We start from the raw sequence: 22263 nt of genomic DNA on the forward strand, positions 1-22263 counted from the left end.
CGCCCCGCCCGGCGTGGGCGTTCGCCCGGTCATGCCGCGTGACGGCGGCCGCCGCATCCGCGATCGCCCGGTCCACCTCGTCGAGCGCGGCCCGCGCCCGCTCGAGGTCCGCCGCGGCCTCGCGCTGGCGCGGCCCCGCCTCGTCGATCCTCCGCTCGAGATCGGCGATCAGCGCGGTCGCCGCCGAGCGCTCCGCGGCGCCGGTGTCCTCGGGCGGCGGGGTCGGCTCGTCACCGAGGACGGCGATGCGCTGCGCCGCCGTCTGCGCGAGGTCGCGGAACCGCTGCTGGGCGGCCTCGAGCTGCAGCGCGGTGCGGCGGGCGGCGTCGAGGTCGCCGCCGGCGTCGCGCTCCAGCCGCTCGACGAGCGCGCCGAGCCGCTGCACCGAGTCGGCGGCGACCTGCCGTCCGGCCTCCGCCTGCTCGTGGGCCTGCCGCGCGCGCTCGGCGTCGCCCGCCAGCCGGTCCGCGTCGAACGCCAGCAGGCGGGTCCGTGCCTCCCGGACCGCGGCCTGCACGCCCGCCGCCTCCCGCGCGACCTCCGCCTGCGCGCCGAGCGGCTTCAGCTGCCGCCGCAGCTCCTCCGCCAGGTCGGTGAGGCGGGCGAGGTTCGCCTGCATCGACTCGAGCTTGCGCAGCGTCCGCTCGCGCCGGCGGCGGTGCTTGAGGATGCCGGCGGCCTCCTCGATGAACCCGCGCCGCTCGTCGGGCCCCGCCCGCAGCACGGCGTCGAGCTGCCCCTGCCCGACGATGACGTGCATCTCGCGGCCGAGCCCGGAGTCCGACAGCAGCTCCTGCACGTCGAGCAGCCGGACGGCGTCGCCGTTGATCGCGTACTCGCTGCGCCCGTCCCGGAAGAGGGTGCGGCTGATCGCGACCTCCGCGTACTCGATCGGCAGCGCGCCGTCCGCGTTGTCGATCGTGAGCACGACCTCTGCCCGCCCGAGCGGGCCGCGGGTGGCCGTGCCGGCGAAGATCACGTCGGCCATCGAGCCGCCGCGGAGGTTCTTCGCCCCCTGCTCCCCCATCACCCAGGCGAGCGCGTCGACGACGTTCGACTTGCCGCTGCCGTTCGGGCCGACGATGCAGGTGACGCCGGGCTCGAACGCGAAGACGGTCGCCTGCGCGAAGGACTTGAAGCCCTTCAGCGTCAGGCTCTTCAGGTGCATGGCGCCTCCCCGGTCCGACGGTAGCGGGAGGGGCGGACAGCGGGACGACGGAGCCGCGATGTGGGAGCCGGGAGCCGGGAGCCGCAGCGATGTCGCCGATGCAGGGCGATGTCGCAGACGAAGGGCGGATGAAGCTGCTCCGTCCTTCGTCTGCCACTTCCTCCTGCATGTGCGACGCCGATTCCGTCCGAGGCCCGTCGAGTGATCTCGAGGCTCCGCTGCGCTCCGCACCTCGATCAGCGGGAGGAGTCCGCGAGGACCGCCCCGAGATCCGATCAGCGGAGGGGTTCGCGGAGGGCAGCCGCGCCGTCCATCCCGGCTTCGCGACCGAGCGCGCCGCAGGAGCGCAGGGGCGGAGATCGCCGCGCGCGTCAGGAGGGTGCGAGGCGGGAGAGCAGCGACGCCTTGATCGCGGGGCGGGAGCCGAACGCGAGCAGGAAGTGCGCCTCGCGCAGCAGCCGGTCGGAGCGGGAGCCCGCGAGCACGCCCCGTCCGCCGTCGTGCACCGCGAGGGCGGATGCGGCCCGCAGCGCCAGCGCCGCGCAGGCGGCGCGCGCGGCGGGCAGCTCCTCCACCGGTGCGCGGAGGAGCGCGTCGCGCGCGGCCGCCACGTCGGCGCCCAGGGACGACGAGCCGATGAGGCGTGCGGCCTCGGCGGCGAGCCCGAGCGGCAGGGCGCCGTTCAGCGCGAGACCGGCGGCGTCCGCGGCGGCCCAGTCGTCCGCGGTCACCACGTCGAGGTCGCGGTCAGCCGGCACCGCCACGCCCTCGAAGGTGAGCGTCACGGTGCCGGAGGCGTTCGCCGCGACGAGCCGCGCGGGCTCCGCCGTCATCCCGGGGCCGACGTCGACGAGCACGGTGCGGATGTCGCCCGAGTCGTCGACCGCGGCGACCCGCAGCACGTCGACGACGCCCCAGCCGGTCACCCACGGCGCGCTGCCGGTGAGGCGCCGGTCCGCGTCGATCCGCAGTGGCGAGGGGCCGCGGACCGCGGTGACGACGACGCCCGCCCGCACCGCGCCGGACTCGAGCGCGGGCGCGAACCGGGCCGCAGGGCCCGCGGAGCGGGCGACCGCGGCCAGCGCACCCTGGTGCTGGATCCAGACGAAGGCGGTGGCGAGGCAGCCGCCGGCGAGGGCGGCGGTCACGTCGACGCGTTCGGCGAGGCCCGCCCCGGAGACGCTGTGCCCGGTCAGGCCCGCCGCGTCCAGCGCCTCGAGGTGCGACCGCGGCACCCGGTCGGCCGCGTCCACGGCTTCGGCGTCGGGCCGCAGGACCTCGTCGGCGAGGCGGCGGGCGACCTCGACCGCATCACCCTGCACCGTCCCATTCTGGAGGTGATCCGGCGGGCCGGATCACCTCCAGGGCGGAGCAGCGGGCTCAGCTCTGCGAGGCCTTCGCGTCGCAGCGCGCCTGCACCTTCGCCTGGACGGCCTTCGCGCGCGTCTGGATCGTCGCGCCGTAGCCGCCGCCGATCGCCTTCTGCACGATCTCCTGCGCCTTCTCCTTCCGGGCGTCGCTCTTCGCGGGCAGCGCGCGCAGCGCCTTCAGGTCGGAGCGCAGCGAGGCGGGCAGGGCCTTCGCCCAGCCGTGCCCCTTCGCGGACGAGCCGGCGACGATGTGCGCGAGCCGCTCGACGCGGGTGCCGTACTCGCCGGACAGGGCGTTCTCGCGGATCTTCGCGCGCTCGGCGGCGCGGTCGGCCTTCGGCTCGCCGCGCAGCGTCTTGAGGTCGGCGCGCAGCTGCGCCGGCACGCCGCCGCGGAGCACCGCGCGCAGGTGCGGCATGCAGGCCGCGGTCGGGGTCGCCGTCGTCGGGGACGAGTCGCCGGAGGCGGCGAAGGCGGCGGTCGCGCCGCCGCCCGCGGCGAGCACCACCGCGGTGCCCGCGGCCGCCACGACGACGCGGCGGCGGACGGTGGAACGGATGGAGGAGAACATGCTGCACCTCTCGTGCTGGACGATCCGCGCCCTTCCTGGGCCGGTCCGACGAGGATGCGCGCCGATCCGCGTCCTGGCGTTCGGGCCGTGTTCGAGCCGTGTAAGGCGCCCCCGATCCCGCCGGGACACGGGCGGCGGGCAGTTGAATGACGCTCGTGGAGTCGAAGGGGCTGGTGCTCGTCGGGGAGGACGAGCGCTCGATCGCGGACCTCGAGCGCCTCTACCTGGCCGAGGCGGGCTTCGGCGTGCACGTCGAGCGCGACGGCGCCGCCGTCCTCGCCGCCGTGGAGCGCCTGCGGCCGGTCGCGATCGTGCTCGACGTCGGCCTGCCCGGCCGGGACGGGCTGGAGGTCTGCCGAGCGCTGCGCGCCGGCGGCGACTGGACGCCGGTCGTGTTCGTGACGGCGCGGGACGAGGAGGTCGACCGCGTGCTCGGTCTCGAGCTCGGCGGGGACGACTACCTGACGAAGCCCTTCAGCCCGCGCGAGCTCGTCGCCCGCGTCCGCGGGCTGCTGCGTCGCGCCGCCCTCCCCTCCTCCCCCGGCCCGGTCGCCGTCGGCGAGGTGCAGCTGGACCCGCAGCAGCGGACAGTGCTCGCCGGGGGACGGCGCGTCGAGCTCACCGCGACCGAGTTCGACCTGCTGGCGAAGCTGATGGGCGAGCCGGGCCGCGTCTTCAGCCGCGAGCAGCTGCTCGCGAGCGTCTGGGGCCACGCGGACTACGGCGCCGGCCGCACGGTCGACGTGCACGTGGCCCAGCTGCGCGCGAAGCTCGGCGACGCGAGCCCGATCCGCACCCTCCGCGGAGTCGGGTACGCCGCCGGCGGCGGCTGATGCGCGCGCTGTCCGCCCGGGTGCTCGCGCTCGCGCTGTCCCTCGTGCTGCTGACGACGCTCGCCGCCGGCATCGCGACCGTGCAGTTCGCGCGGGCCGCCGCGCGGTCGGAGCAGCGGGCGGAGCTGAAGGCGCAGGCCTCCCTGGTGGCGCTGCAGCCCGCCCGGCTCGTCACCCGTCGCGGCCTGCAGCGGGTCGCCGCCGGCCTGGACGGGTCGCTGCTGGCGGTGGTGGACGCCGACGCCGCTCCGGTGGCGTCCAGCGCCCCGCCCGGCAGCGCGCTCGTCGCGGCGACCCGCTCGGCCGCGGTGCAGGCCGTTCGCGGTGCCGACGTGTCCTCCGCGACGACCCTCGGCGGCCAGGAGGTGCTGGTCGAGGCGCGCCCGCTGGCGTCGGGCGGCGCGTTCGTGCTCGCGCGTCCGGTGAACGCCTTCACCCGGCTGACCCGCGACCTCGTCGCCCGCATCCTCGTGGTCCTGCTAACCGTGTCCGCCGTCGCGGCGGTCGCCGCCGTCCTCCTCTCCCGCCGCATCACGCGGCCCCTCGCCGAGGTCGCCGGCGCGGCGCGACGGCTCGCGGCCGGCGAGCGCCGCGTGCCGGTGCCCGAGCAGGCGCCCGTCGAGGTGCACGACGTCGCCGAGGCCCTGCGCGCGCTCGACGACGCGCTCGCGACGAGCGAGGGGCGGCAGCGGGAGTTCCTGCTGTCGATCTCGCACGAGATCCGGACCCCGCTCACCGCGCTGCAGGGCTACGGCGAGGCGCTCGCGGACGGCGTCGTCACGGGCGACCGGGTGCGCGAGGTCGGCGCCGTGCTGATGGCGGAGACCGCCCGCGTCGAGCGCTTCACGGCGGACCTGCTGGAGCTCGCCCGGCTCGAGGCGGACGACTTCTCCGTCGCGGTGGCCGAGGTCGACCTGCGGGAGGTCGCCGAGGAGACCGCCGTCGCCTGGCGCGCGCGGGCCGACGCCGCCGGGGTGGACCTCCGCCAGCAGGTCCCGGAGGGGGTGCGGGCGCTGGCGGACCCCCGGCGCGCGCGGCAGGTCGTCGACGGCCTCGTCGAGAACGCGCTGCGCGCGACCCCCGCGGGCGGGTCGATCACGCTGCGGAGCGTCCGCGTGGTCGACCGGGTCGGGATCGCCGTGGAGGACACCGGCCCGGGCCTGTCGGACGACGACCTGGCGGAGGCGTTCACCCGCGGGCTGCTGCGTGAGCGCTACCGCGAGTCGCGGCAGGTGGGCACCGGCCTCGGCCTGTCGATCGTGACGCGGCTCGCGGGCCGGATGGGCGGCCGGGTGACCGCGGCGCGCGCCGACGGCGGCGGCGCGCGGTTCGCCCTGGAGCTGCCGGCCGCATGAGGCGCATCGCGACGAGGGTCAGCGGTCCGCGGCGGGGCGCTCGACGTGGTCGGGCAGGCGCCTGCCGAGGACCGCGGAGGCCGCCGCCGTCACCGCGGTGCCGACCGCGACCACCCCGATCCACGCGCCGGGCCGCGCGCCGCCGAGCAGCAGGCCGGCGAGCGGCGGCCCGACGAATCCGCCGACCGGCCAGGTCGCACCGGCGAGCGCGTTGTAGCGCCCGCGGAGGTGCTCGCTCGCCAGCGCGTTCGGCAGCGCGCCGCCGACCGGGCTGTAGAAGGTCTCGCCGAGGCCGAACACCGCGAGCGCGAGGACGAAGCCGACGTCCCCCGGGATCCCGCGCAGCCCCGGGAGCGCAGCCGCCCCGGTGACCAGCCAGGCGAGCGTCCAGAGCAGCGCGGCCGCGACCAGCAGCCGGCTGCGCCGCCAGGCACGGGTGCGGCGCTCGACCGCGAGCTGCAGCACCACGATCACCGCCGTGTTCGCCGCGAAGGCGAAGCCGATCACCCGCGTGGACGTGCCGCCCTCGGCCACGGCGAACGCGGCCCACGGCCCGTTCATCTGCGCGTAGCCGAAGACGCCGAGCGCGACCGCGACCGCGAGGTAGCCCGCGAACGGCCGGTCGCGGAGGACGGCGCCGTAGCCGCCGATCCGCACGTCGTCGCGGTGCAGCGGCCGGTCCGGCGCGGCGAAGCCGGGCGTCCGGCGCAGGCCGAGCGCGATCAGCAGGGCGAAGACCGCGGTGGACGCGGCGTCGATGCCGTAGACGAGGTGGAAGCTCGCGGGGCGGTCGAGCGACACCACCCAGCCCGACAGCAGGCCGCCGACCCCGAGCCCCCCGTTCAGCAGCCCGAACCGCAGCGCGAACGCCCGGCTGCGGCGGGCCTCCGGCACCTGCACGGCGACGAGACCGTTCAGCGCCGGCCAGACGAGCCCGTTGCCGACGTTGTTCAGCAGCACGCCGAGCGTCGCGACGCCCACGCCCGCCCCGGTCGCGAGGAGGGCGGTGCCGGCCGCCTGCACGACGAGCCCCAGCGCGGCGAGCCGCCCGAGCCCGATGCGGTCGCCGAGGGGGCCGCCGACCGTGGTGGCGGCGAGCCCCGCCACGGCGGCGACCGCGAGGACCGCGCCGGCGAGCGGCAGGCTCGCGCCGAGCACCTCGTGCAGGTACAGCACGAGGAACGGCAGGGTGAGCCCCTGCCCGAGCGCCGCGACGAGGGTGCCCGCCAGCGTCAGCCGGAAGGCGCGCTCCCCGACGTCCTGCAGCGGTCCGTCGAGCACCCCGGCACGCTAGCGGCGGCTTCGGACGCCGGCGGCGCCGCTACCCGACCCGGTAGCGCTCCGCACCGCGGGCGACGCGCATCCCGTGCCCGGGTGCCGCGACGTCGGGGCGGAGCGCGCCGTCGACCACCGGCGGGAGCCCCTCGAACAGCGCCGCGTCGACCCGCTCGTGGTCGACGAAGTACTCCAGGTGCCGTGCGTTCGGCGTCGCGACGGCCGCGTGCACCGCGAGGTGCGGCGCGCAGTGCGCGGAGACCTGCAGCCCGTGGGCCTCGGCGAGGGCGGCGCACTCGAACCACGCGCTCCACCCGCCGCAGCGGGTGACGTCGAGCTGCAGGCAGTCGACCGCGCCGTGCTCGAGCAGCTGCTGCGCGTCGGCGAGCCGCCACACGTACTCCCCCGCCGCGACGTCCATCGGCACCTGCGCGCGCACCGCGGCCAGCTGCTCGGGCCGGTCCGAGCTGACGGGCTCCTCGAACCAGGTCACGTCGAGGTCGGCGAGCGCGCGGCCGGTCCGGACCGCCTGCCCGACCGAGTACGCGCCGTTCGCGTCCACGAGGAGGTCGTGGCCGTCGCCGAGCACGCGGCGGGCGAGCGCGGCGCGGGCGAGGTCCCGCTCGACGTCGGTGCCCCACCCCTGCCCGATCTTGATCTTCGCGTCACGGATCCCGAGCGCGAGCCAGTGCTCCAGCTCGGCGGCGGTGGTCGCGTCGTCGTAGCCGGTGAAGCCGCCGCTGCCGTAGACGACCGCCTCCTGCCGGATCCGCCCGAACAGGGACGCCACCGAGCGGCCGGCCCGGCGCGCCTTGAGGTCCCAGAGCGCGACGTCGACCGCGGAGAGCGCGGCGGCGGCGACGCCCGTCGCGCCGGCGTTGCGGACCGCCGCCCGCATGCGGTGCCGCAGCAGCGGGACGTCGTCCGGGTCGGCGTCCCCGAACGCCGGCGCGAGCACGTCGCGCACCAGGGCGGCGGCCGCGGCCTCGGTGTAGGACCAGCCGAGCCCCTCCTCGCCGTCGGCGCCGAGGCGGACCGCCACCACGGTGGTCGCGGTCCAGCGCGCGGTGCCGTCGGTCTCCGGCTCGGGCGTCGGCACCGCGAAGACGTCGACCGAGGTCTCGATGGCCATGATGCGGACCGGTGCTCGGGGCTCAGCCCCGCTTGTCCCCGACGTGCAGGGCGCCCTTGACGCGCTCCACGCCCTCGGCGACCAGGCCCTCGGCGGAGTCGACCATCGCGGCCGCGCCGAGCGGGTCCCCCTTGAGGAACGCCTTCGCGGTGTTGTTCCGGTACTCGGCGCTGATCTTCGGCGGCAGCGGCGGGGCGTTGCGCGTCACCCGCGCGTCGATCACCGTCACGCCGTTGAAGCCGAGGGCGCGCTCCACCGCGTCCGCGACCTCGTCGTCCTCGGTCGTGCGGATGCCCTGGAAGCCGAGCAGCTCCGCGAAGCCCGCGTAGTCGACCGACTCCACGTCCTGCGAGCCCTCCCAGACCGGGTTGCCGTCCTCGGTGCGCATCTCCCACGACACCTGCGCGAGGTCGTCGTTGTGCATGACGACCACGACGAAGGTCTTCGTCGCGCCCCAGCGGGAGAGGTACTTCTTCACCGTGATCAGCTCGTTCATGCCGAGCATCTGGAAGGCCCCGTCACCGATCGTGCAGATCACGGTCCGCTCCGGGTAGGCGAACTTCGCCGCCGTCGCGTAGGGCATCGCCGCGAGCATGCTGGCGAGGCGGCCGGACAGGTCGCCCTTCATCCCGCGGCGCAGGCGGATGTGGTGCCCGTACCAGTCGGCGGTCGTCCCCGCGTCGCAGGTGACGATCGCGTTCTCGGGCAGGCGCCGGTTCAGCTCGTGGAAGACCCGGCGCGGGTTGCCGCCGTCGGGGAAGTCGAGCATCGCCTGGCGCTCCATCTCCTGCTCCCAGTCGTGCATCTCGTCGGCGATCCCCCGCTGCCAGGAGAGGTCCTCCTTCTGCTCCAGCATCGGCAGCATCGCGGTCAGCGTCGCCCGCACGTCGCCCCAGAGGTTGACCTCGGTCGGGTAGCGGAGCCCCAGCTGCTCGGGCTTCAGGTCGACCTGCACCGCCCTCGCCTGCCCGGTCTTCGGCAGGTACTCGCCGTAGGGGTAGTTGCTGCCGAGGATGACGAGGGTGTCGCAGCGGTCGATCTGGTGGAGGCTCGGCAGGGTGCCGAGCAGCCCGACCTGCTGCGTGTGGAACGGCACGTCCGAGGGCACGACGTCCTTGCCGCGCAGGGCCGTGATGATGCCGGCGCCCGCCTTCCGCGCCGCCTCGAGCACCTCGTCCGTGGCGCCGCGGGCCCCCGCGCCGACGAGGAACGTGACCTTCTCGCCCGCGTTGATGACGTCCGCGGCGCGGCGGACCTCCTCCAGCGGGGGCACGACCGCGGTCGACGGGGCGACGGCGCTGGAGCGGGACACCCAGTGCTCGACGGGCGGCTCGACCGCCTTCATCGCCTGCACGTCGTGCGGGAGCACGATCACGGCGGGCTGCAGCCGCGCCTTCGCGGTGCGGAAGGCGGTGTCGACGACCGCCTGCGCCTGCTCCGGCGACACGATCGTCTGCACGTAGCAGGCGACGTCGGCGAACACCCGCTCCAGGTTGTCCTCCTGCTGCACGAAGGTGCCGAAGGACGCGAGCCCCTGCTGCCCGACGATCGCGACCACGGGCACGTTGTCGCTCTTCGCGTCGTACAGGCCGTTCAGCATGTGGAACGCGCCGGGGCTGGAGGTCGCGATGCAGACGCCGATCTCGCCCGTGAACTTCGCATGGGCCGTCGCCATCAGGGCGCAGATCTCCTCGTGCGTCGGGCGGATGTAGTCGACGCCGTCACCGGCCCGCGAGGTCTTGCCCAGCATCCCGTCGAGCTCGCCGACGCCGTCGCCCGGGAACCCGAACACCCGGGTCACCCCCCACTGCCGGATCCGCTGGATCACGAACTCGCTCACCGTCGCCATGCCGACCGCCTCCTCGTCGTGGACGTCCCGACCGGCACCGTACGTCGGCGTCTCTGGGCGTGGCACCCCCGTTGCCTGGCAGCAGCCTTCACAGGCGACCACGGACGATCCGGGGGCCGTTCCCAGGCGGGCGTCCCTACCGTGCGATCGTTGAAGGGAGTCAAATGTCTGCCACGAGAGGGCGGTTCGGCCGGCAGGAGCTGCACGGCATCGACCGGATCGTGCGGAACATCCGCACCGGGCACTTCGAGCGGTCGCTCGCCGGGCTGACAGCCGTCGGCGCGCTGGTGACGGCCGGCGAGATCTACTTCGAGCACGACAAGGCCAGCTTCGGGAAGCCGCTGATGTGGCTGCCTGTGATCCTGGGGCCCGTCGGTGCGGTCGCCGGCGTCGCGGGCGTCGTGAGCCGCACGGCCGCGAAGACGGCGCTGCCGCTCGCCAGCGCGGCCATCGTCGGCAACGGGCTGCAGGGGACCTACCTCCACGCGAAGGGCATCGCGCAGAAGCCAGGCGGCTGGCGCAACATCCCCTACAACCTGGAGATGGGGCCGCCGCTGCTGGCGCCGCTGCTCGTCACCGTCGTGGGCGGCATGGGCCTGCTCGCCGCCGTGCTGCGGCGCGAGCAGTGAGCGCCGAGGCGGACCGGGGCGACGCCTGGAAGCGGCGGTTCCCCGGGTTCTCGGCCGTCGGCCAGGCGCAGCACTGGGACGAGGCGACGCGCAAGGTCGTGCTGGGCCGGCTCGAGCCCCCGAAGCCGATCCGCTACCTGCCCGAGGAGCTCCGGCCGGCGGGGATCGCACTGGTCGCGCAGCTGATCGACGTCGACCAGGCGTTCGCGTTCGGGCTGCTCTCGTCCATCGACGCGCGACTGGCCGACAACGAGACCGACGGCTGGCACTACGACGACATGCCGATCGACCACGACGCGTGGAAGCGGTCGCTGGCGGGACTCGACGCGGACGCCGAGGCGTCGGGGGGCACGCCGTTCGCGGCGCTGCCGCACGACGCGCAGCACGACCTGCTGGAGGGCGTGCGGACGTCGCAGGCGGACCTGTGGCACGGCATGCCGCCCGCCCGCGTCTGGAACCTGTGGACCCGCTACGTCTGCACGGCCTTCTACGCCCACCCGTCCGCCTGGGACGAGATGGGCTTCCCCGGCCCCGCGTATCCGCGCGGCTACAAGAACCCGGGCCTCGACGCCCGCGAACCCTTCGAGGTGAAGGACACGATGCCGCACATGGACCCGACCGTCTCGAGCGCGCCGTGAGCACCTACCGCGGCTTGAAGGCCGTCCGCGAGCGCAACGAGTCCGCCTGGCTGCTGCCGGCCGATCAGCGCCGCACGAACGAGGCGCTTCGCCGCGGCATGCGGCGGTACGCGGAGACCGACGAGGTCGACCTGGTCGTCGTCGGCTGCGGCGCCGGGGGCTCGACGCTGATGCAGCGCATGGCGCGGCAGGGCTGGAAGATCGTCGGCATCGACGCCGGGCCGTTCTGGGACCCGGAGGAGGACTGGGTCAGCGACGAGGCGGGCTCCCACGACCTGTACTGGACCGACCCGCGCACGATCGGCGGCGCCGATCCCGTGCCGATGGGGTCGAACAACTCGGGCCGCGGCGTCGGCGGGTCGATGGTGCACTACGCCGGCTACACCCCGCGCTTCCACCCGAGCGACTTCGCCACGAGGACGAACGACGGGGTGGGGGCGGACTGGCCGATCGCGTACGACGACCTCGACCCGTACTACGGGCTGATCGAGCAGGAGCTGCCGGTCGCCGGCCAGGACTGGCCGTGGGGCCGCCCCCACTCCTACCCGCAGAGCGCGCACCCGGTCGGCGGCGACGGGGAGCTGTTCCAGCGCGGCGCGCTGGCCCTCGGCATCGAGACGCGGGTGGGGCCCGTCGCGATCAGCAACGGGCGGTTCGGCAACCGCGCCCACTGCATCTACCGCGGGTTCTGCCTGCAGGGCTGCAAGGTGAACGCGAAGGCCTCGCCCCTGATCACGCACCTGCCGGACGCGCTCGCGCACGGCGTCGAGATCCGCGCCGACGCGATGGTGACCCGGATCGGCTTCGACGAGCGCACCGGCCGCGCGACCGGCGTGCACTACGTCGCCGACGGCGTCGAGCACTTCCAGAAAGCCCGGATGGTGGCGGTGGCCGGCTACTCGATCGAGACGCCGCGGCTGCTGCTCAACTCGGCGACGGACACCCGCTTCCCGAACGGGATGCTGAACGACTTCGACCTCGTCGGCCGGTACCTGATGGTGCAGGGCGCGCCCCAGACCGCCGCCCGGTTCGACGCGGAGGTGCGCATGTACAAGGCGCCGCCGCCCGAGGTCTCGACCGAGCAGTTCTACGAGACCGACCCGACGAAGCCGTACAAGCGCGGGTTCTCCATCCAGACCGTCTCGCCGCTGCCGATCACCTGGGCGGAGCACGTCTCGGCGCAGGGCCACTGGGGCCGGGACCTCCGGGAGAAGATGAGCGACTACGTCCACTGGGCGACGCTGGGGGCGCTCTGCGAGCTGCTGCCGCAGCCCGACAACCGGGTCACGCTGTCGGAGGAGTGCGACCGCTTCGGGCTGCCCGTCGCGCACTTCAGCTACACGCAGTGCGAGAACGACAAGAAGCTCATCGAGGCGGCCGCGACGACGATGACGCACATCCTGCACGCGGCCGGCGGCACCGATGCGATCACCTTCCAGCGCTACGCGCACCTGGTCGGCGGCGCGCGGATGGGCGCCACCGAGCAGGAGGGCGTCGTCGACGCGGACTGCCGCAGCTTCGCGGTGCCGAACCTGATGATCACGGACGGCAGCGTCCTGCCGACGCAGGGCAGCGCGAACCCGGCGCTGACGATCATGGCGGTCGCCGCCCGCGCAGCGGACCGCCTGGCGCGCTCCGCCGCCTGAACGAGCGGGGCCGGGCCGCCGGGAGGCGGCCCTGCCCCGGGCTCAGCCCTGGTCGGGGTGCACCCAGTCCACGTCGGGCAGGTAGACGCGGCCGTGGTCGCGCTCCTCCCGCCTGACGGAGCCGTGCGTCGGGTCGACGTGCTCGAGGATCGACGACCAGGCCGACGCGATCGTGAGGGCGCCGCTGTCCCGCACGCCGTACGCCTTCAGCCCTGGGATGCGGGCGGCGTACCAGCGGACGTCGTGCTGGTCGGCGACCGGGTCCCGGTCGCCGAGCCAGATCGCGGTGTCGGCGCGGATCCCGTCGAGCACGCCGTCCCACCGCGCGTGCTCGAAGAGCTCGGTGTCGTGCCGCACGCCGGCGTGCCCCTGCACGGCCGACTCCTCCGCCATGCGCTCGAACCGGTTCCAGAGGCCCAGGTGCCGCGCCAGGTCCGGGTCGTCGTCGGAGACGCCCATGCCGGCGGCGTCGATCGGCCGCCGCAGCGCCTCGCGCGCCTCGCGCTCCGCCGTCCTCGGCGCGAGCGGACTGACGAGCGCCAGGCGGTCGACCCGCTCGGGATCGTGCGCCGCCATCGCCGCGGCCACGAGCGCCCCGGACCCCCAGCCGATGACGCCGTAGCTCTCGAAGCGGGCGTCCGAGATCGCGTTCGCGTTGCGCTCGATGCGGCGCAGGAGCGCGTCGATGTCCGCCGCGCGGTCCTCGACCGTGCTCGGCAGACCGTCCGGCAGCCGCTCGGAGGAGCCGTAGCCGGGCCGCTCGAGCGCGATGAGGTGCACGCCCCAGCGGGAGGTCACCACGGGCTCGGGGTCGAGCGGCGTGCCCGGGGTGGGGTGGCAGAGCACGACGAGCCGGTTCGACATCGAGTCGCCGTACGCCGTGAGCCCAACGGTGCGCCCCTCGGGCGTCGTGATCGTCGTGTCCGCCATGGGGCTCCTTCCGGGATGTGTGCACAGCGTCACAGACACGGGCACGAGCCGGCTGCGAAGACGTCCAGCGGACGCTGAGGGCACGGGGTCGGCGGCCTCGCAGGACGCCTCTTCTACGGTCTCGCCATGACCGGCGGCGAGGCGCGCTTCCCCCTGCACACCCTGCGCGAGTACGCGCTGATCGCCGACGGCGAGCGGGGTGCGCTCATCGGCCCGAACGGCGACGTGCCGTGGCTGTGCGTGCCGCGCTGGGACTCCGACGCGGTGTTCTCCGCGCTCATCGGGGGCGGCGGCACGTTCGCGATCGTGCCGCGAGCGGGGACCTTCACCTGGGGCGGGCACTACGAGCGTGGCTCGCTGATCTGGCGCAGCCGCTGGATCGACCACCACGCGGTGATCGAGTCCCGGGACGCGCTCGCCTTCCCCGGCGAGCAGGACCGCGCGGTGGTGCTGCGCCGCATCGAGGCGCACCGCGGCACCGCCCGGGTCCGCGTCGTCCTCGACCCGCGCGAGTCGTTCGGCAGCGGCCGCTTCACGCACGTCCGGCACGACGGGGACGTCTGGACCGGGCGCTGCGGCGACCTGTCGGTCCGGCTGACCGGGCTGGACGAGGTGAGCGACCGCGACGGCGTGCTGGCCTGGGAGGTCGACGTCCCCGAGGGGGAGTTCCACGACGTCGTGCTCGAGCTGAGCCGGCGCGCCCTGCCGGACGAGCGCCCGTCCGCCGAGGGGCTCTGGCGGCGCACCGAGGAGGCCTGGAGCGCCGCGGTCCCCGAGCGCATCGAGTCGATCGCCCCCGCGGACGCGCGGCACGCCTACGCGGTGCTGCGCGGCTTGACGTCGTCCAGCGGGGCGATGGTGGCCGCGGCGACGATGTCGCTGCCCGAGCGCGCGGAGCAGGGCCGCAACTACGACTACCGCTACGCCTGGATCCGGGACCAGTGCTACGCCGGGCAGGCGGCCGGGGCCGGCGAGGCGCTGCCCCTGCTCGACGACGCCGTGCGGTTCGTCGGCGCCCGCCTGCTGGAGGACGGGCCGCACCTGAAGCCCGCGTACACGACCGACGGCGGGCGGGTGCCGGACCAGCGGCACCTCGATCTGCCGGGCTACCCGGGCGGCGACGACGTGCTCGGCAACCACGTGAACGCGCAGTTCCAGCTCGACGCGCTCGGCGAGAGCCTGCTGCTCTTCGCCACCGCCGCTCGGCACGGGCGGCTCACCGACGACGGTCGACGCGCCGCCGAGGTCGCCGCGGACGCGATCCGGCAGCGGCGGGGCGACGAGGACGCCGGCATCTGGGAGCTGTCCCCGAAGCGCTGGACCCACTCCGCCCTCGCCTGCGTCGCGGGGCTGCGGGCGATGGCGCCGCACGCCGACCGCGGCACCGCAGCCCGGTGGACGGACCTCGCGGACTCCATGGTGAGCGAGGCCTCGCGCACCATGCTCGAGCCCTCCGGCCGGTGGCGACGCGCCGCGGACGACCCTGGGCTCGACGCCGCGCTGCTGCTCGGCCAGGTGCGCGGCGCGCTGCCCGCGGACGACCCGCGCAGCGTCGCGACCCGGACCGCGGTGCTCGAGGACCTCGCGCAGGAGGAGTTCATGTACCGCTTCCGGCCCGACGAGCGCCCGCTCGGCGAGGCGGAGGGCGCCTTCCTGCTCTGCGGCTTCATCACGAGCCTCGCGCTGCACCAGGCCGACGAGCGGGTCGCCGCGGCGCGCTGGTTCGAGCGCAACCGCGCCGCCTGCGGCCCTCCCGGGATCATCAGCGAGGAGTACGACGTCGCCCAGCGCCAGCTGCGGGGCAACCTGCCGCAGGCGTTCGTCCACGCCCTGCTGCTCGAGAGCGCGATCCGGCTGGCCGACTGAGCCGGCACGGCCGGCCGCGGGCTGGGCGGTGGTCGCCCCGGCCCGCGGCCCGTGTCAGCCCAGGCGGGCGATGCGGATGCGGAGCGCCGAGTAGACGGCCGAGACGATCCATCCGGCGCCGAGCAGGGCGAGCACGATCCGCCCCACCGGGTCGGCGGCGAGCCAGTCGAGCGCACCGGCGAGCCCGTCGGAGCGGTGCGGGTCGTCCGTGAACGCGCCGCCGGCGACGAGCACCCCGACCACGGCGAGCGTGATCCCGCGCACGACGTACCCGACGGCGCCGACGACGAGCACGCACCGCCGGCGTCCGCGGGAAGCGGGCACGTGGATCGTGCGGCGGAACCGCAGGGAGCCGCCGACCCAGACCATCCCGACGCCGACCACGAGCACGGTCGCCCCGAGCAGCGCGAGCACGACCGGGCCGCCGGGGGCGTCGAGCAGGTGGCGCTCGGCCCGATGCTCCGACCGGGCCGAGTTCTCGTGCGCACCGAGCGCGAATCGGGCGGCGGTGGTCGCGACGACGCCGTAGAAGACGGCGCGGCCCCAGTAGACGAGCCGCTGACGCCACCGCTCGAGCGTGTGCGACGACGAGCTGAGGATGCCGGCCACCACGAGCCAGACCGCGAGCGCGGCCTCGCCGATCGCGACGAGCCCGAGCAGCACGACGCCGCCCGGCACCCGCGCGACCGCGCCGAACGCGCCGGACACGTCCGGCTGCGCGCCCGGCGCCCGCAGCGCGAGCAGCAGGGCGAGGACGCCGATCAGCAGGCGCAGGACCGCCGACCCGCCGTAGCCCGCCCGCGCCATGACGCGGACGGACGTCGCACGCCGCGCCTCGCGGGCGTCGTGCTCGGCGTGGTCGACGACGCCGGAGCCGGCGTCCCGCCCGGTCAGTGCCGGACCGCTCCGGTCAGCCGGCGGCCCGCCCGGCGTGCCGCGATCTGCACCGCCTTCTTGCCCGCCGGCTTCGCGAGCGGGGCGGCGGCACGCGCGCCGCCGCGCAGGATCCGGGGCAGCGACACGACGAGCGCGGTGAGCGCGCCGGTGCCGATCGCGACCGTGGCGGGCCGGTGCGTGATCGCCCAGGTCTGCGGGGTGATGGAGACCGAGCGCCGGTCGAAGGCGCCGTGCGCGCCGTGGTCGCCAGGGACCGGGTCGTAGAGGTTCGGCGGCAGCGTCGTCAGGTCGACGTCGTCCGCCTGCTGGCTCTTGTAGCCGCTGCGGATGAGCTGCCAGTCGGCGACCCGGGTCGCGAGGCGGTTGCCGATGATCGTGAAGACCGTCGACTCCCCCACCCAGGTGCGGCGCCGCGGCGAGATCGCGACGTCCACGACCGCCTTGGCGCAGATCTCCGGCTGGTAGATCGGCGGCACGGGCTGCGCGTGCTTCGGCAGGTCGGACTTGACCCAGTCGAACTGCATGGTGTTCATGGCGGGCATGTCCACCTGGCTGACGGTGACCTTCGACTTCTCGTGCAGCAGCTCCACGACGAGCGACTCGTTGAACCGCGTGATCGCGCCCTTCGAGGAACAGTACGCGGACTGCAGCGGGATGCCGCGGTGGCCGAGCGCGGACCCGACCTGGACGATGGCGCCGCGGTTCCGAGGCCGCATGTGCTTCAGCGCCGCGCGGGTGCCGTTCGCGTATCCCATGAAGTCGACCGCGACCGCCCGCTCGAAGTCCTTCGGCTCGATGTGCCAGAACTCCGCGAAGACGCTGACCATGGCGTCGTTCACCCAGACCTCGATCGGCCCGAGCTCCCGCTCCACGCGCTCCGCCGCGGCGTCCACCTGCTCGTGGTCCGCCACGTCGGTCGGGATGCCGAGACCCCGGCGCCCCGCGGCCTCCACGTCCTTGACCGCGCCGGCGACCCCGTCCTCGCCGCGCGCGAGCACCGCGACGTCGAAGCCGCGAGCGGCGAGCTCGCGCACGATCGCCCTCCCGAGCCCCGCGGAACCACCGGTGACGACTGCTACTCCCCTGTTCATGGAGGCACAGTAGGCGCGGCGTGCTCCCGCAGCCTGGGGCCGGGGTCCCAGCGAGATGGGTGCAGGCTGAACGCGTCGGAGGGAGACGAGATGGCACCGGTGGAGCTGATCCGGATCGGTCTGGGGGTGCGGTCGCTGACCGAGCGGCCGTCGCGGGCGTTCGGCCGCCCGGCGAGCGGGGTCGAGGGCGGGGTGCTGCGGTTCCTCGGCGTCCGCCAGGTCGTGCAGGGCGTGGTCGTGGGGCGCACCGGATGGCACGCCCTCAGCGCCTCCGTCGACCTGCTGCACGGCTCGTCGATGGTGCTGCTCGCGATCGCGCAGCCGAGGCGGTACGGGAAGGCCGCCGGCGCGCAGGCCCTGACCGCCGCGGTGCTGGTCGCCCTCGAGGTCGCGGCGTCCCGCCGCGGCTGATCCGGCCCGCCCTCAGTCGAGCCGGGCGAGCCGGGCGCGCAGCAGCGCGTAGGCGCCGGCCACCGCCCACCCGACCGCGACCACGACGAGGAACCCCCGCCCGAGGCCGCTGCCCGCGACCGCGACGAGCGCGTCGTTCAGGCCGCCGGTGCGGGCGGCGTCCGAGGTGACCGCGGCGACCGCGAGGAAGCCGCCGACGACGGCGATCGTCACGCCCTGCACCGCGTAGCCGACGATGCCGAGCACCACCACGGCTCGCCGGGCCCAGGGCGCCTCGGGCAGGTGGATCGTGCCGACGAACCGGCGCACGATCGCGACCCACACCATGCCGACGCCGATGGAGAGCACGGTCAGCCCGAGCAGCAGGAGCACGACGGAGCCGCCCGGCACCTCGAGCAGCCGGCGGCCCGCGGCGCGGTCGGCGTCGACCGAGCTCTGCCGCGCGCCGATCGCGACGCGCAGCGCGATGAGGCCGATCACCACGTACACCGCGCTGCGCGACCAGTAGACGATGCGCTGGCGCCATCGCTCGAGGAGCGCCGGGGGCCGGTAGAGGACGCCCTGGACGACCAGCCAGAGCGCGAGGGCGCCGTTGGCCCCGGCGGCGATCGCCACCAGCACCCCGCCGGCGGGCGCCGCGCGGAGCAGGCCGAACGCGCTGGCGGCGTTCACCTCGGGGGCGTCGTCGAGCCCGGCGGCCAGCAGCAGCGCCAGCACCCCGATCAGCAGCCGCAGCAGCCCGGAGGCGATGTAGCCGGAGCGCGCGACCACGCGCAGCCAGGGCACGCGAGTCGCCCGCTGCGCGTCGGCGCGCGCCCTCGCGAACCGACGCAGCACCCCGCTCACGACGCGTCGACGCCGGCGATCGCGGTGAGCGCCCGAGGCCTGCGCTGGCAGCGGGGGCAGCGGTGGCTCGACCGGTTCATGAACGCCTCCCGCACGATCGGGGTGCCGCAGCGCGGGCACGCCCGGCCCTGCTGCCCGTAGGCGTTCAGCGAGTGCGAGAAGTAGCCGGAGGCGCCGTTCACGTTCACGTACTGCGCGTCGAAGCTCGTGCCGCCCTCGGCGAGGGCGCGGTCGAGCACGAGCCGCACCTCCGCGAGCAGCTCGTGGACCCGCCGGCGCGGCAGGCGGTCGGTCGGGGCGTCGAAGTGGAGCCGGGCGGCCCAGAGCGCCTCGTCGGCGTAGATGTTGCCGATGCCGCTGACCAGCGTCTGATCGAGCAGCGCACGCTTGATCCCCGTGCGCCGGCGGGCGAGCGCCGCGGCGAAGCGGGCGTCGTCGAAGGCGGGGTCGAGCGGGTCGCGGGCGATGTGCGCGACCTGCGACGGCACGGCGGCCGCGGCCGAGCCGCGCCCGCCGACGGCGCCGTCCGGCGTCGGCTCGAGGCGGTCGATCGCGAGGGAGCCGAAGATGCGCTGGTCCGCGAAGACGACGACGAGGTGCCCGTGCACGGGATGCTCGAGATGGAGCCGGACCCGCAACTGCCGATCGTCGGGCGCGTCCGGGCTGCGCAGCAGCAGCTGACCGCTCATCCCGAGGTGCGCGAGCACCGCCTCGCCGGCGCCCTCGGCGTCCGCGAGCGGGGCGAGGGGCAGCCAGAGGAACTTGCCCCGCCGCACCGCCCCGGTGATGCGGCGGCCGACGAGCCGTCCCTCGAAGTCGAGGGCGTCGCCGACGTGCCGGCGCAGCGAGCGCTCCTCCCGCACCTCCACGGCGCCGACGAGGGCGCCGGTGACCGCGGGCTCGAGGCCGGCGCGGACCACCTCGACCTCGGGCAGCTCAGGCATCCGCGGCGAGGCGCCGGTAGGCGTCCCAGGCGGCCGCGATCTCCGCCTGCTTCTTGCTCGTACCGATGCCCGACCCCTCGGCGAGCGGCGGCACGGTGACGACGGCCGTGAACACGCGGGCGTGCTCCGGGCCCTCCGACGTCACCGCGTACGCGGGTGGCCGCGCCCCGCGGCGCGCCGCGAGCTCCTGCAGCTCGGTCTTCGGGTCGGTGATCGCGCCGGTCGACGCCGGGTCGTCGAGCAGCGGCTCGATCAGGCGCAGCACCAGCGCCTCCGCCGCCTCGCTGCCGGCGGCGAGGAACGCGGCGCCGATCAGCGCCTCGACCGCGTCCGCGAGGATCGAGGCCTTGCCGGCACCGCCCGTGCGCACCTCGCCGCGGCCGAGCCGCAGGTGCGGTCCGAGATCGAGGCGACGCGCCACGACGGCGAGCGCGACGGTCGACACGAGGCCGGCGCGGCGCTTCGCGAGCGACCCCTCGGACTCGTCCGGGAAGCGCGCGTAGAGCATCGCGGTGACGGCGCGGCCGAGCACGCTGTCGCCCAGGAACTCCAGGCGCTCGTTGTCGGCGGTGCCGTGCTCGTACCCGTATGAGCGGTGGGTGAGCGCGGTGGTCAGCAGCCCGGGATCGATCCCGACCCCGAGCGCGGCTTCGAGCGCGGCCGTGTCGGCCGCACCCGACGGCTCAGGCGTCGGCGACGCGGCGGCCCTTGTACTCCAGGTACAGGGGCACGCCGTCCGAGCCCTCGACCACCTTGGCGCGGTGGGGCAGGGAGTAGACGACCTTGCCGTTCTCGATGGTCTTGACCAGCGTCGGGGCGTCGGCCTTCCACTGCGAGCGGCGCGCACGGGTGTTGGCGCGGGACTGTCGGCGCTTCGGAACCGCCATGGCTACTTCTCTTCTCTGCTGTCGGGGTCCTGCGCGGTGAAGCCTTGCAGGGCGGCCCATCTCGGGTCCGCAGGCTCCTCCGCTCGTGCATCCGCCGTGATCAGGCTGATGCCGGGACCGAGTTCGAGGTCCTCGCAACCGTCGACGCACTCGGGCTGGAAGGGCAGTGCCAGCACCACCGCGTCCCGCACCACGGGCTCCAGGTCGAGCAGGTCGCCATCGAGCTGGTGGTCGAACGGTTCGTCGGCAGGATACCCGAAGAGCTCGGCGAACTCGACCTCGACGGGCAGCGACACCGGGGCGAGGCAGCGGGCGCACTCCCCCTGGGCCGTCGCGACGACGTCCCCGGACGCCAGGACGCCCTCGTGCAGCGACTCGAGCCTGAGGTCGACGTGCAGCGGCGAGCCCTGCTGCACCGCGACGAGCCCCTCGCCGAGGCGCTCCGGCACCTCGAGGTCGACGGTGCGCTCCCGCATCTCGCCGGGGTGCCGGACCAGGTCGCGCACGTTCTGGACGTAGGGGCTGCGCGCGTTCACGGCGGACGATCGTACGCCGCACGCAGACCTCGTCCGGCGCGACCCGACGACGGGCTCAGGGCAGGACGGCGTCCAGCGCGGCGATCGCGCGGCCGACCTGCTCCGCGGTCACCGTGCAGGGCGGCACGACGTGCACCCGGTTGTCCTGCACGAAGGGCAGCACGCCGGCCTCGACGAGGTCGCGCTTGATGCGCGCCATCTCGGCGGGCGGGAGCGGCGCCTTCGAGGCGCGGTCGGTCACCAGGTCGAGCGCCCAGAACACGCCGAGCCCGCGGACCTCGCCGATGCAGTCGTGCCGGGCGGCGAGGTCGCGGAGCGCGGGCCCGAGCACGTCCTCCCCGATCCCGCGCGCGTGCTCCACGACGCCCTCGGCGCGCATCGCGTCGATCGTGGCGACGATCGACGCCATCGCGAGCGGGTGGCCGCTGTACGTCAGACCGCCGGGGAACACCCGCTCGTCGAACACCGACGCGATCGCGGGCGGGAGCACCACGCCGCCGACCGGCACCGCGCCGCCGTTCACCCCCTTCGCGAAGGTGATCAGGTCGGGGACGACGCCTGCGGGGTTCAGCAGCGGGTCCTGGAACGCGAACCAGTCGCCCGTGCGCCCGAACCCGGCCATCACCTCGTCGAGGATCAGCAGGATCCCCCACTCGTCGCAGAGCGCCCGCAGCCCCTCGAGCCAGCCGGGCGGCGGCACGATCACGCCGGCCGTGCCGGGCACCGTCTCGACCAGGATCGCGGCGACGGTGGCGGGGCCCTCCGCCTCCACCAGGCGCCGGAGGGCGTGGAGCGCGCGCTCCGCCTCCTGCTCCGGCGAGTCGGACCAGAACTCGCTGCGGTACGGGAACGGCCCCCAGAAGTGCACGTGGCCGCGGGCGTACTCGTTCGGCACCCGCCGCCAGTCCCCCGTCGCGGCGATGGCCGCCCCCGTGTTGCCGTGGTACGACCGGTAGGCCGACAGCACCTTGTCCCGACCCGTCACGAGCCGCGCCATCCGGATGGCGTTCTCGTTCGCGTCCGCGCCGCCGTTCGTGAAGAAGACCTTGGAGAAGGGTTCGCCCGCGACCTCGAGGATCCGCGCCGCCGCCTCGCCGCGCACCCGCACCGCGTGCGCGGGGTTCACGGTCGGCAGCACCGCGGCCTGCTGCTGGATCGCGCGGGTGACCGCGGGGTGCGCGTGCCCGAGGTTGGTGTTCACCAGCTGGCTGGAGAAGTCGAGCAGGACGCGCCCGTCCTCCAGCACCACCTCGCAGCCCGACGCCCGCTCGATCGCGAGCGGCGCCCAGGAGGCCTGCGCGCTCCACGGGTGCAGGACGGCGCGGTCGAGGTCCAGGGTCCCGGGCTCCATGCCGCCATCCTCCCCCGGAGGCGATCCACCGCGCGGAT

General features: G+C 75.2%; 22 protein-coding genes. 7 read left to right on the forward strand and 15 right to left on the reverse strand.

Annotated features, from left to right (window positions below; all coding sequences use genetic code 11):
• The 3 genes from ACFSBI_RS12925 to ACFSBI_RS12935 all read right to left on the reverse strand — a co-directional run.
• The coding region (locus ACFSBI_RS12925; RefSeq protein WP_377935568.1) for an AAA family ATPase at positions 1–1168 on the reverse strand (1168 nt) is incomplete at its 3' end.
• Between the two features lie 371 nt (positions 1169–1539).
• Positions 1540–2490 (reverse strand): acyl-CoA dehydrogenase family protein, encoded by a 951-nt coding sequence (locus ACFSBI_RS12930; protein ID WP_377935570.1) that lies wholly within the window; start codon positions 2488–2490, stop codon positions 1540–1542.
• 58 nt (positions 2491–2548) lie between these two features.
• The gene (locus ACFSBI_RS12935; protein WP_377935572.1) at positions 2549–3109 is read right to left on the reverse strand and encodes a hypothetical protein; all 561 of its coding nucleotides are present in this window, start codon (positions 3107–3109) and stop codon (positions 2549–2551) included.
• A 155-nt stretch (positions 3110–3264) separates the two neighbouring features.
• Here ACFSBI_RS12935 and ACFSBI_RS12940 point away from each other — a divergent pair, with 155 nt between their 5' ends.
• The gene (locus tag ACFSBI_RS12940) at positions 3265–3942 is read left to right on the forward strand and encodes a response regulator transcription factor (protein ID WP_377935574.1); all 678 of its coding nucleotides are present in this window, start codon (positions 3265–3267) and stop codon (positions 3940–3942) included.
• Positions 3942–5297 carry a sensor histidine kinase gene (locus ACFSBI_RS12945; protein ID WP_377935576.1) on the forward strand — a complete coding sequence of 452 codons (1356 nt, stop codon included), beginning with the start codon at positions 3942–3944 and terminating at the stop codon, positions 5295–5297. Before ACFSBI_RS12940 ends, ACFSBI_RS12945 begins: the two co-directional genes overlap by 1 nt.
• 18 nt (positions 5298–5315) lie before the next feature.
• Here the strand turns inward: ACFSBI_RS12945 and ACFSBI_RS12950 are convergent, their stop codons facing one another.
• From ACFSBI_RS12950 to ACFSBI_RS12960, 3 genes are read right to left on the reverse strand one after another with little or no spacing between them, the layout of a single operon-like run.
• The gene (locus ACFSBI_RS12950) at positions 5316–6578 is read right to left on the reverse strand and encodes an MFS transporter (protein ID WP_377935578.1); all 1263 of its coding nucleotides are present in this window, start codon (positions 6576–6578) and stop codon (positions 5316–5318) included.
• A gap of 40 nt (positions 6579–6618) precedes the next feature.
• Positions 6619–7704, reverse strand: coding sequence for an enolase C-terminal domain-like protein (locus ACFSBI_RS12955; protein ID WP_377935580.1), 1086 nt, complete (start codon positions 7702–7704; stop codon positions 6619–6621).
• Between the two features lie 22 nt (positions 7705–7726).
• Positions 7727–9553 carry a thiamine pyrophosphate-requiring protein gene (locus tag ACFSBI_RS12960; protein ID WP_377935582.1) on the reverse strand — a complete coding sequence of 609 codons (1827 nt, stop codon included), beginning with the start codon at positions 9551–9553 and terminating at the stop codon, positions 7727–7729.
• A gap of 164 nt (positions 9554–9717) precedes the next feature.
• On the opposite strand from ACFSBI_RS12960, the gene ACFSBI_RS12965 reads away from it, so the two are divergent.
• From ACFSBI_RS12965 to ACFSBI_RS12975, 3 genes are read left to right on the forward strand one after another with little or no spacing between them, the layout of a single operon-like run.
• Entirely contained in the window at positions 9718–10182 is a 465-nt protein-coding gene (locus ACFSBI_RS12965; RefSeq protein ID WP_377935584.1) for a hypothetical protein, read from the forward strand.
• Positions 10179–10820 carry a gluconate 2-dehydrogenase subunit 3 family protein gene (locus tag ACFSBI_RS12970; protein WP_377935586.1) on the forward strand — a complete coding sequence of 214 codons (642 nt, stop codon included), beginning with the start codon at positions 10179–10181 and terminating at the stop codon, positions 10818–10820. Before ACFSBI_RS12965 ends, ACFSBI_RS12970 begins: the two co-directional genes overlap by 4 nt.
• Positions 10817–12466: a GMC family oxidoreductase gene (locus ACFSBI_RS12975; RefSeq protein ID WP_377935588.1), complete on the forward strand. Its 1650-nt coding sequence runs from the start codon at positions 10817–10819 to the stop codon at positions 12464–12466. The genes ACFSBI_RS12970 and ACFSBI_RS12975 overlap by 4 nt, the downstream gene beginning before the upstream one ends.
• A 42-nt stretch (positions 12467–12508) precedes the next feature.
• On the opposite strand, the gene ACFSBI_RS12980 is transcribed toward ACFSBI_RS12975, so the two are convergent.
• Positions 12509–13396: an alpha/beta fold hydrolase gene (locus tag ACFSBI_RS12980; protein WP_377935590.1), complete on the reverse strand. Its 888-nt coding sequence runs from the start codon at positions 13394–13396 to the stop codon at positions 12509–12511.
• A gap of 126 nt (positions 13397–13522) precedes the next feature.
• Between ACFSBI_RS12980 and ACFSBI_RS12985 the strand changes: the two genes are divergently transcribed.
• A complete protein-coding gene (locus ACFSBI_RS12985) occupies positions 13523–15262 on the forward strand; it encodes a glycoside hydrolase family 15 protein (RefSeq protein WP_377935592.1) in 1740 nt (579 codons plus the stop codon).
• A gap of 54 nt (positions 15263–15316) precedes the next feature.
• On the opposite strand, the gene ACFSBI_RS12990 is transcribed toward ACFSBI_RS12985, so the two are convergent.
• Together ACFSBI_RS12990 and ACFSBI_RS12995 are read right to left on the reverse strand one after the other, a co-directional pair.
• Positions 15317–16069: a DUF1206 domain-containing protein gene (locus tag ACFSBI_RS12990; protein WP_377935594.1), complete on the reverse strand. Its 753-nt coding sequence runs from the start codon at positions 16067–16069 to the stop codon at positions 15317–15319.
• An 83-nt stretch (positions 16070–16152) separates the two neighbouring features.
• Entirely contained in the window at positions 16153–17250 is a 1098-nt protein-coding gene (locus tag ACFSBI_RS12995) for an SDR family oxidoreductase (protein WP_377935596.1), read from the reverse strand.
• A 90-nt stretch (positions 17251–17340) separates the two neighbouring features.
• On the opposite strand from ACFSBI_RS12995, the gene ACFSBI_RS13000 reads away from it, so the two are divergent.
• A complete protein-coding gene (locus tag ACFSBI_RS13000; RefSeq protein WP_377935598.1) occupies positions 17341–17661 on the forward strand; it encodes a hypothetical protein in 321 nt (106 codons plus the stop codon).
• Between the two features lie 12 nt (positions 17662–17673).
• Here the strand turns inward: ACFSBI_RS13000 and ACFSBI_RS13005 are convergent, their stop codons facing one another.
• Genes ACFSBI_RS13005 through ACFSBI_RS13030 form a run of 6 tightly spaced genes read right to left on the reverse strand, consistent with a single transcriptional unit; the run spans position 17674 to position 22225 of the window.
• Positions 17674–18447 carry a DUF1206 domain-containing protein gene (locus ACFSBI_RS13005; RefSeq protein ID WP_377935600.1) on the reverse strand — a complete coding sequence of 258 codons (774 nt, stop codon included), beginning with the start codon at positions 18445–18447 and terminating at the stop codon, positions 17674–17676.
• A 56-nt stretch (positions 18448–18503) separates the two neighbouring features.
• Positions 18504–19451 (reverse strand): bifunctional DNA-formamidopyrimidine glycosylase/DNA-(apurinic or apyrimidinic site) lyase, encoded by a 948-nt coding sequence (mutM, locus tag ACFSBI_RS13010; RefSeq protein WP_377935602.1) that lies wholly within the window; start codon positions 19449–19451, stop codon positions 18504–18506.
• Complete coding sequence (gene rnc / locus ACFSBI_RS13015; protein ID WP_377935675.1) at positions 19444–20082, reverse strand: ribonuclease III; 639 nt, start codon at positions 20080–20082, stop codon at positions 19444–19446. Before rnc ends, mutM begins: the two co-directional genes overlap by 8 nt.
• A gap of 52 nt (positions 20083–20134) precedes the next feature.
• The gene (rpmF, locus tag ACFSBI_RS13020; RefSeq protein ID WP_377935604.1) at positions 20135–20338 is read right to left on the reverse strand and encodes a 50S ribosomal protein L32; all 204 of its coding nucleotides are present in this window, start codon (positions 20336–20338) and stop codon (positions 20135–20137) included.
• A gap of 2 nt (positions 20339–20340) precedes the next feature.
• Positions 20341–20874, reverse strand: a complete 534-nt coding sequence (locus tag ACFSBI_RS13025) for a YceD family protein (RefSeq protein ID WP_377935605.1) — start codon at positions 20872–20874, stop codon at positions 20341–20343.
• A gap of 55 nt (positions 20875–20929) precedes the next feature.
• Positions 20930–22225 (reverse strand): aminotransferase class III-fold pyridoxal phosphate-dependent enzyme, encoded by a 1296-nt coding sequence (locus ACFSBI_RS13030; protein ID WP_377935607.1) that lies wholly within the window; start codon positions 22223–22225, stop codon positions 20930–20932.
• Positions 22226–22263 lie beyond the last annotated feature (38 nt).

This window comes from Amnibacterium endophyticum (assembly GCF_042680685.1).
Taxonomy (GTDB): Bacteria; Actinomycetota; Actinomycetes; order Actinomycetales; family Microbacteriaceae; genus Amnibacterium; species Amnibacterium endophyticum.

Excerpts from the sequence above, each read along its gene's own strand:
- ACFSBI_RS12935 (WP_377935572.1), bottom strand. The coding sequence starts at position 3,109 with ATGTTCTCCTCCATCCGTTCCACCGTCCGCCGCCGCGTCGTCGTGGCG.
- ACFSBI_RS12945 (WP_377935576.1), top strand. The coding sequence starts at position 3,942 with ATGCGCGCGCTGTCCGCCCGGGTGCTCGCGCTCGCGCTGTCCCTCGTG.
- ACFSBI_RS12955 (WP_377935580.1), bottom strand. The coding sequence starts at position 7,704 with ATGGCCATCGAGACCTCGGTCGACGTCTTCGCGGTGCCGACGCCCGAG.
- ACFSBI_RS12960 (WP_377935582.1), bottom strand. The coding sequence starts at position 9,553 with ATGGCGACGGTGAGCGAGTTCGTGATCCAGCGGATCCGGCAGTGGGGG.
- ACFSBI_RS12965 (WP_377935584.1), top strand. The coding sequence starts at position 9,718 with ATGTCTGCCACGAGAGGGCGGTTCGGCCGGCAGGAGCTGCACGGCATC.
- ACFSBI_RS12980 (WP_377935590.1), bottom strand. The coding sequence starts at position 13,396 with ATGGCGGACACGACGATCACGACGCCCGAGGGGCGCACCGTTGGGCTC.
- ACFSBI_RS12985 (WP_377935592.1), top strand. The coding sequence starts at position 13,523 with ATGACCGGCGGCGAGGCGCGCTTCCCCCTGCACACCCTGCGCGAGTAC.
- ACFSBI_RS12990 (WP_377935594.1), bottom strand. The coding sequence starts at position 16,069 with ATGGCGCGGGCGGGCTACGGCGGGTCGGCGGTCCTGCGCCTGCTGATC.
- ACFSBI_RS12995 (WP_377935596.1), bottom strand. The coding sequence starts at position 17,250 with ATGAACAGGGGAGTAGCAGTCGTCACCGGTGGTTCCGCGGGGCTCGGG.
- ACFSBI_RS13000 (WP_377935598.1), top strand. The coding sequence starts at position 17,341 with ATGGCACCGGTGGAGCTGATCCGGATCGGTCTGGGGGTGCGGTCGCTG.
- mutM (WP_377935602.1), bottom strand. The coding sequence starts at position 19,451 with ATGCCTGAGCTGCCCGAGGTCGAGGTGGTCCGCGCCGGCCTCGAGCCC.
- rpmF (WP_377935604.1), bottom strand. The coding sequence starts at position 20,338 with ATGGCGGTTCCGAAGCGCCGACAGTCCCGCGCCAACACCCGTGCGCGC.
- ACFSBI_RS13030 (WP_377935607.1), bottom strand. The coding sequence starts at position 22,225 with ATGGAGCCCGGGACCCTGGACCTCGACCGCGCCGTCCTGCACCCGTGG.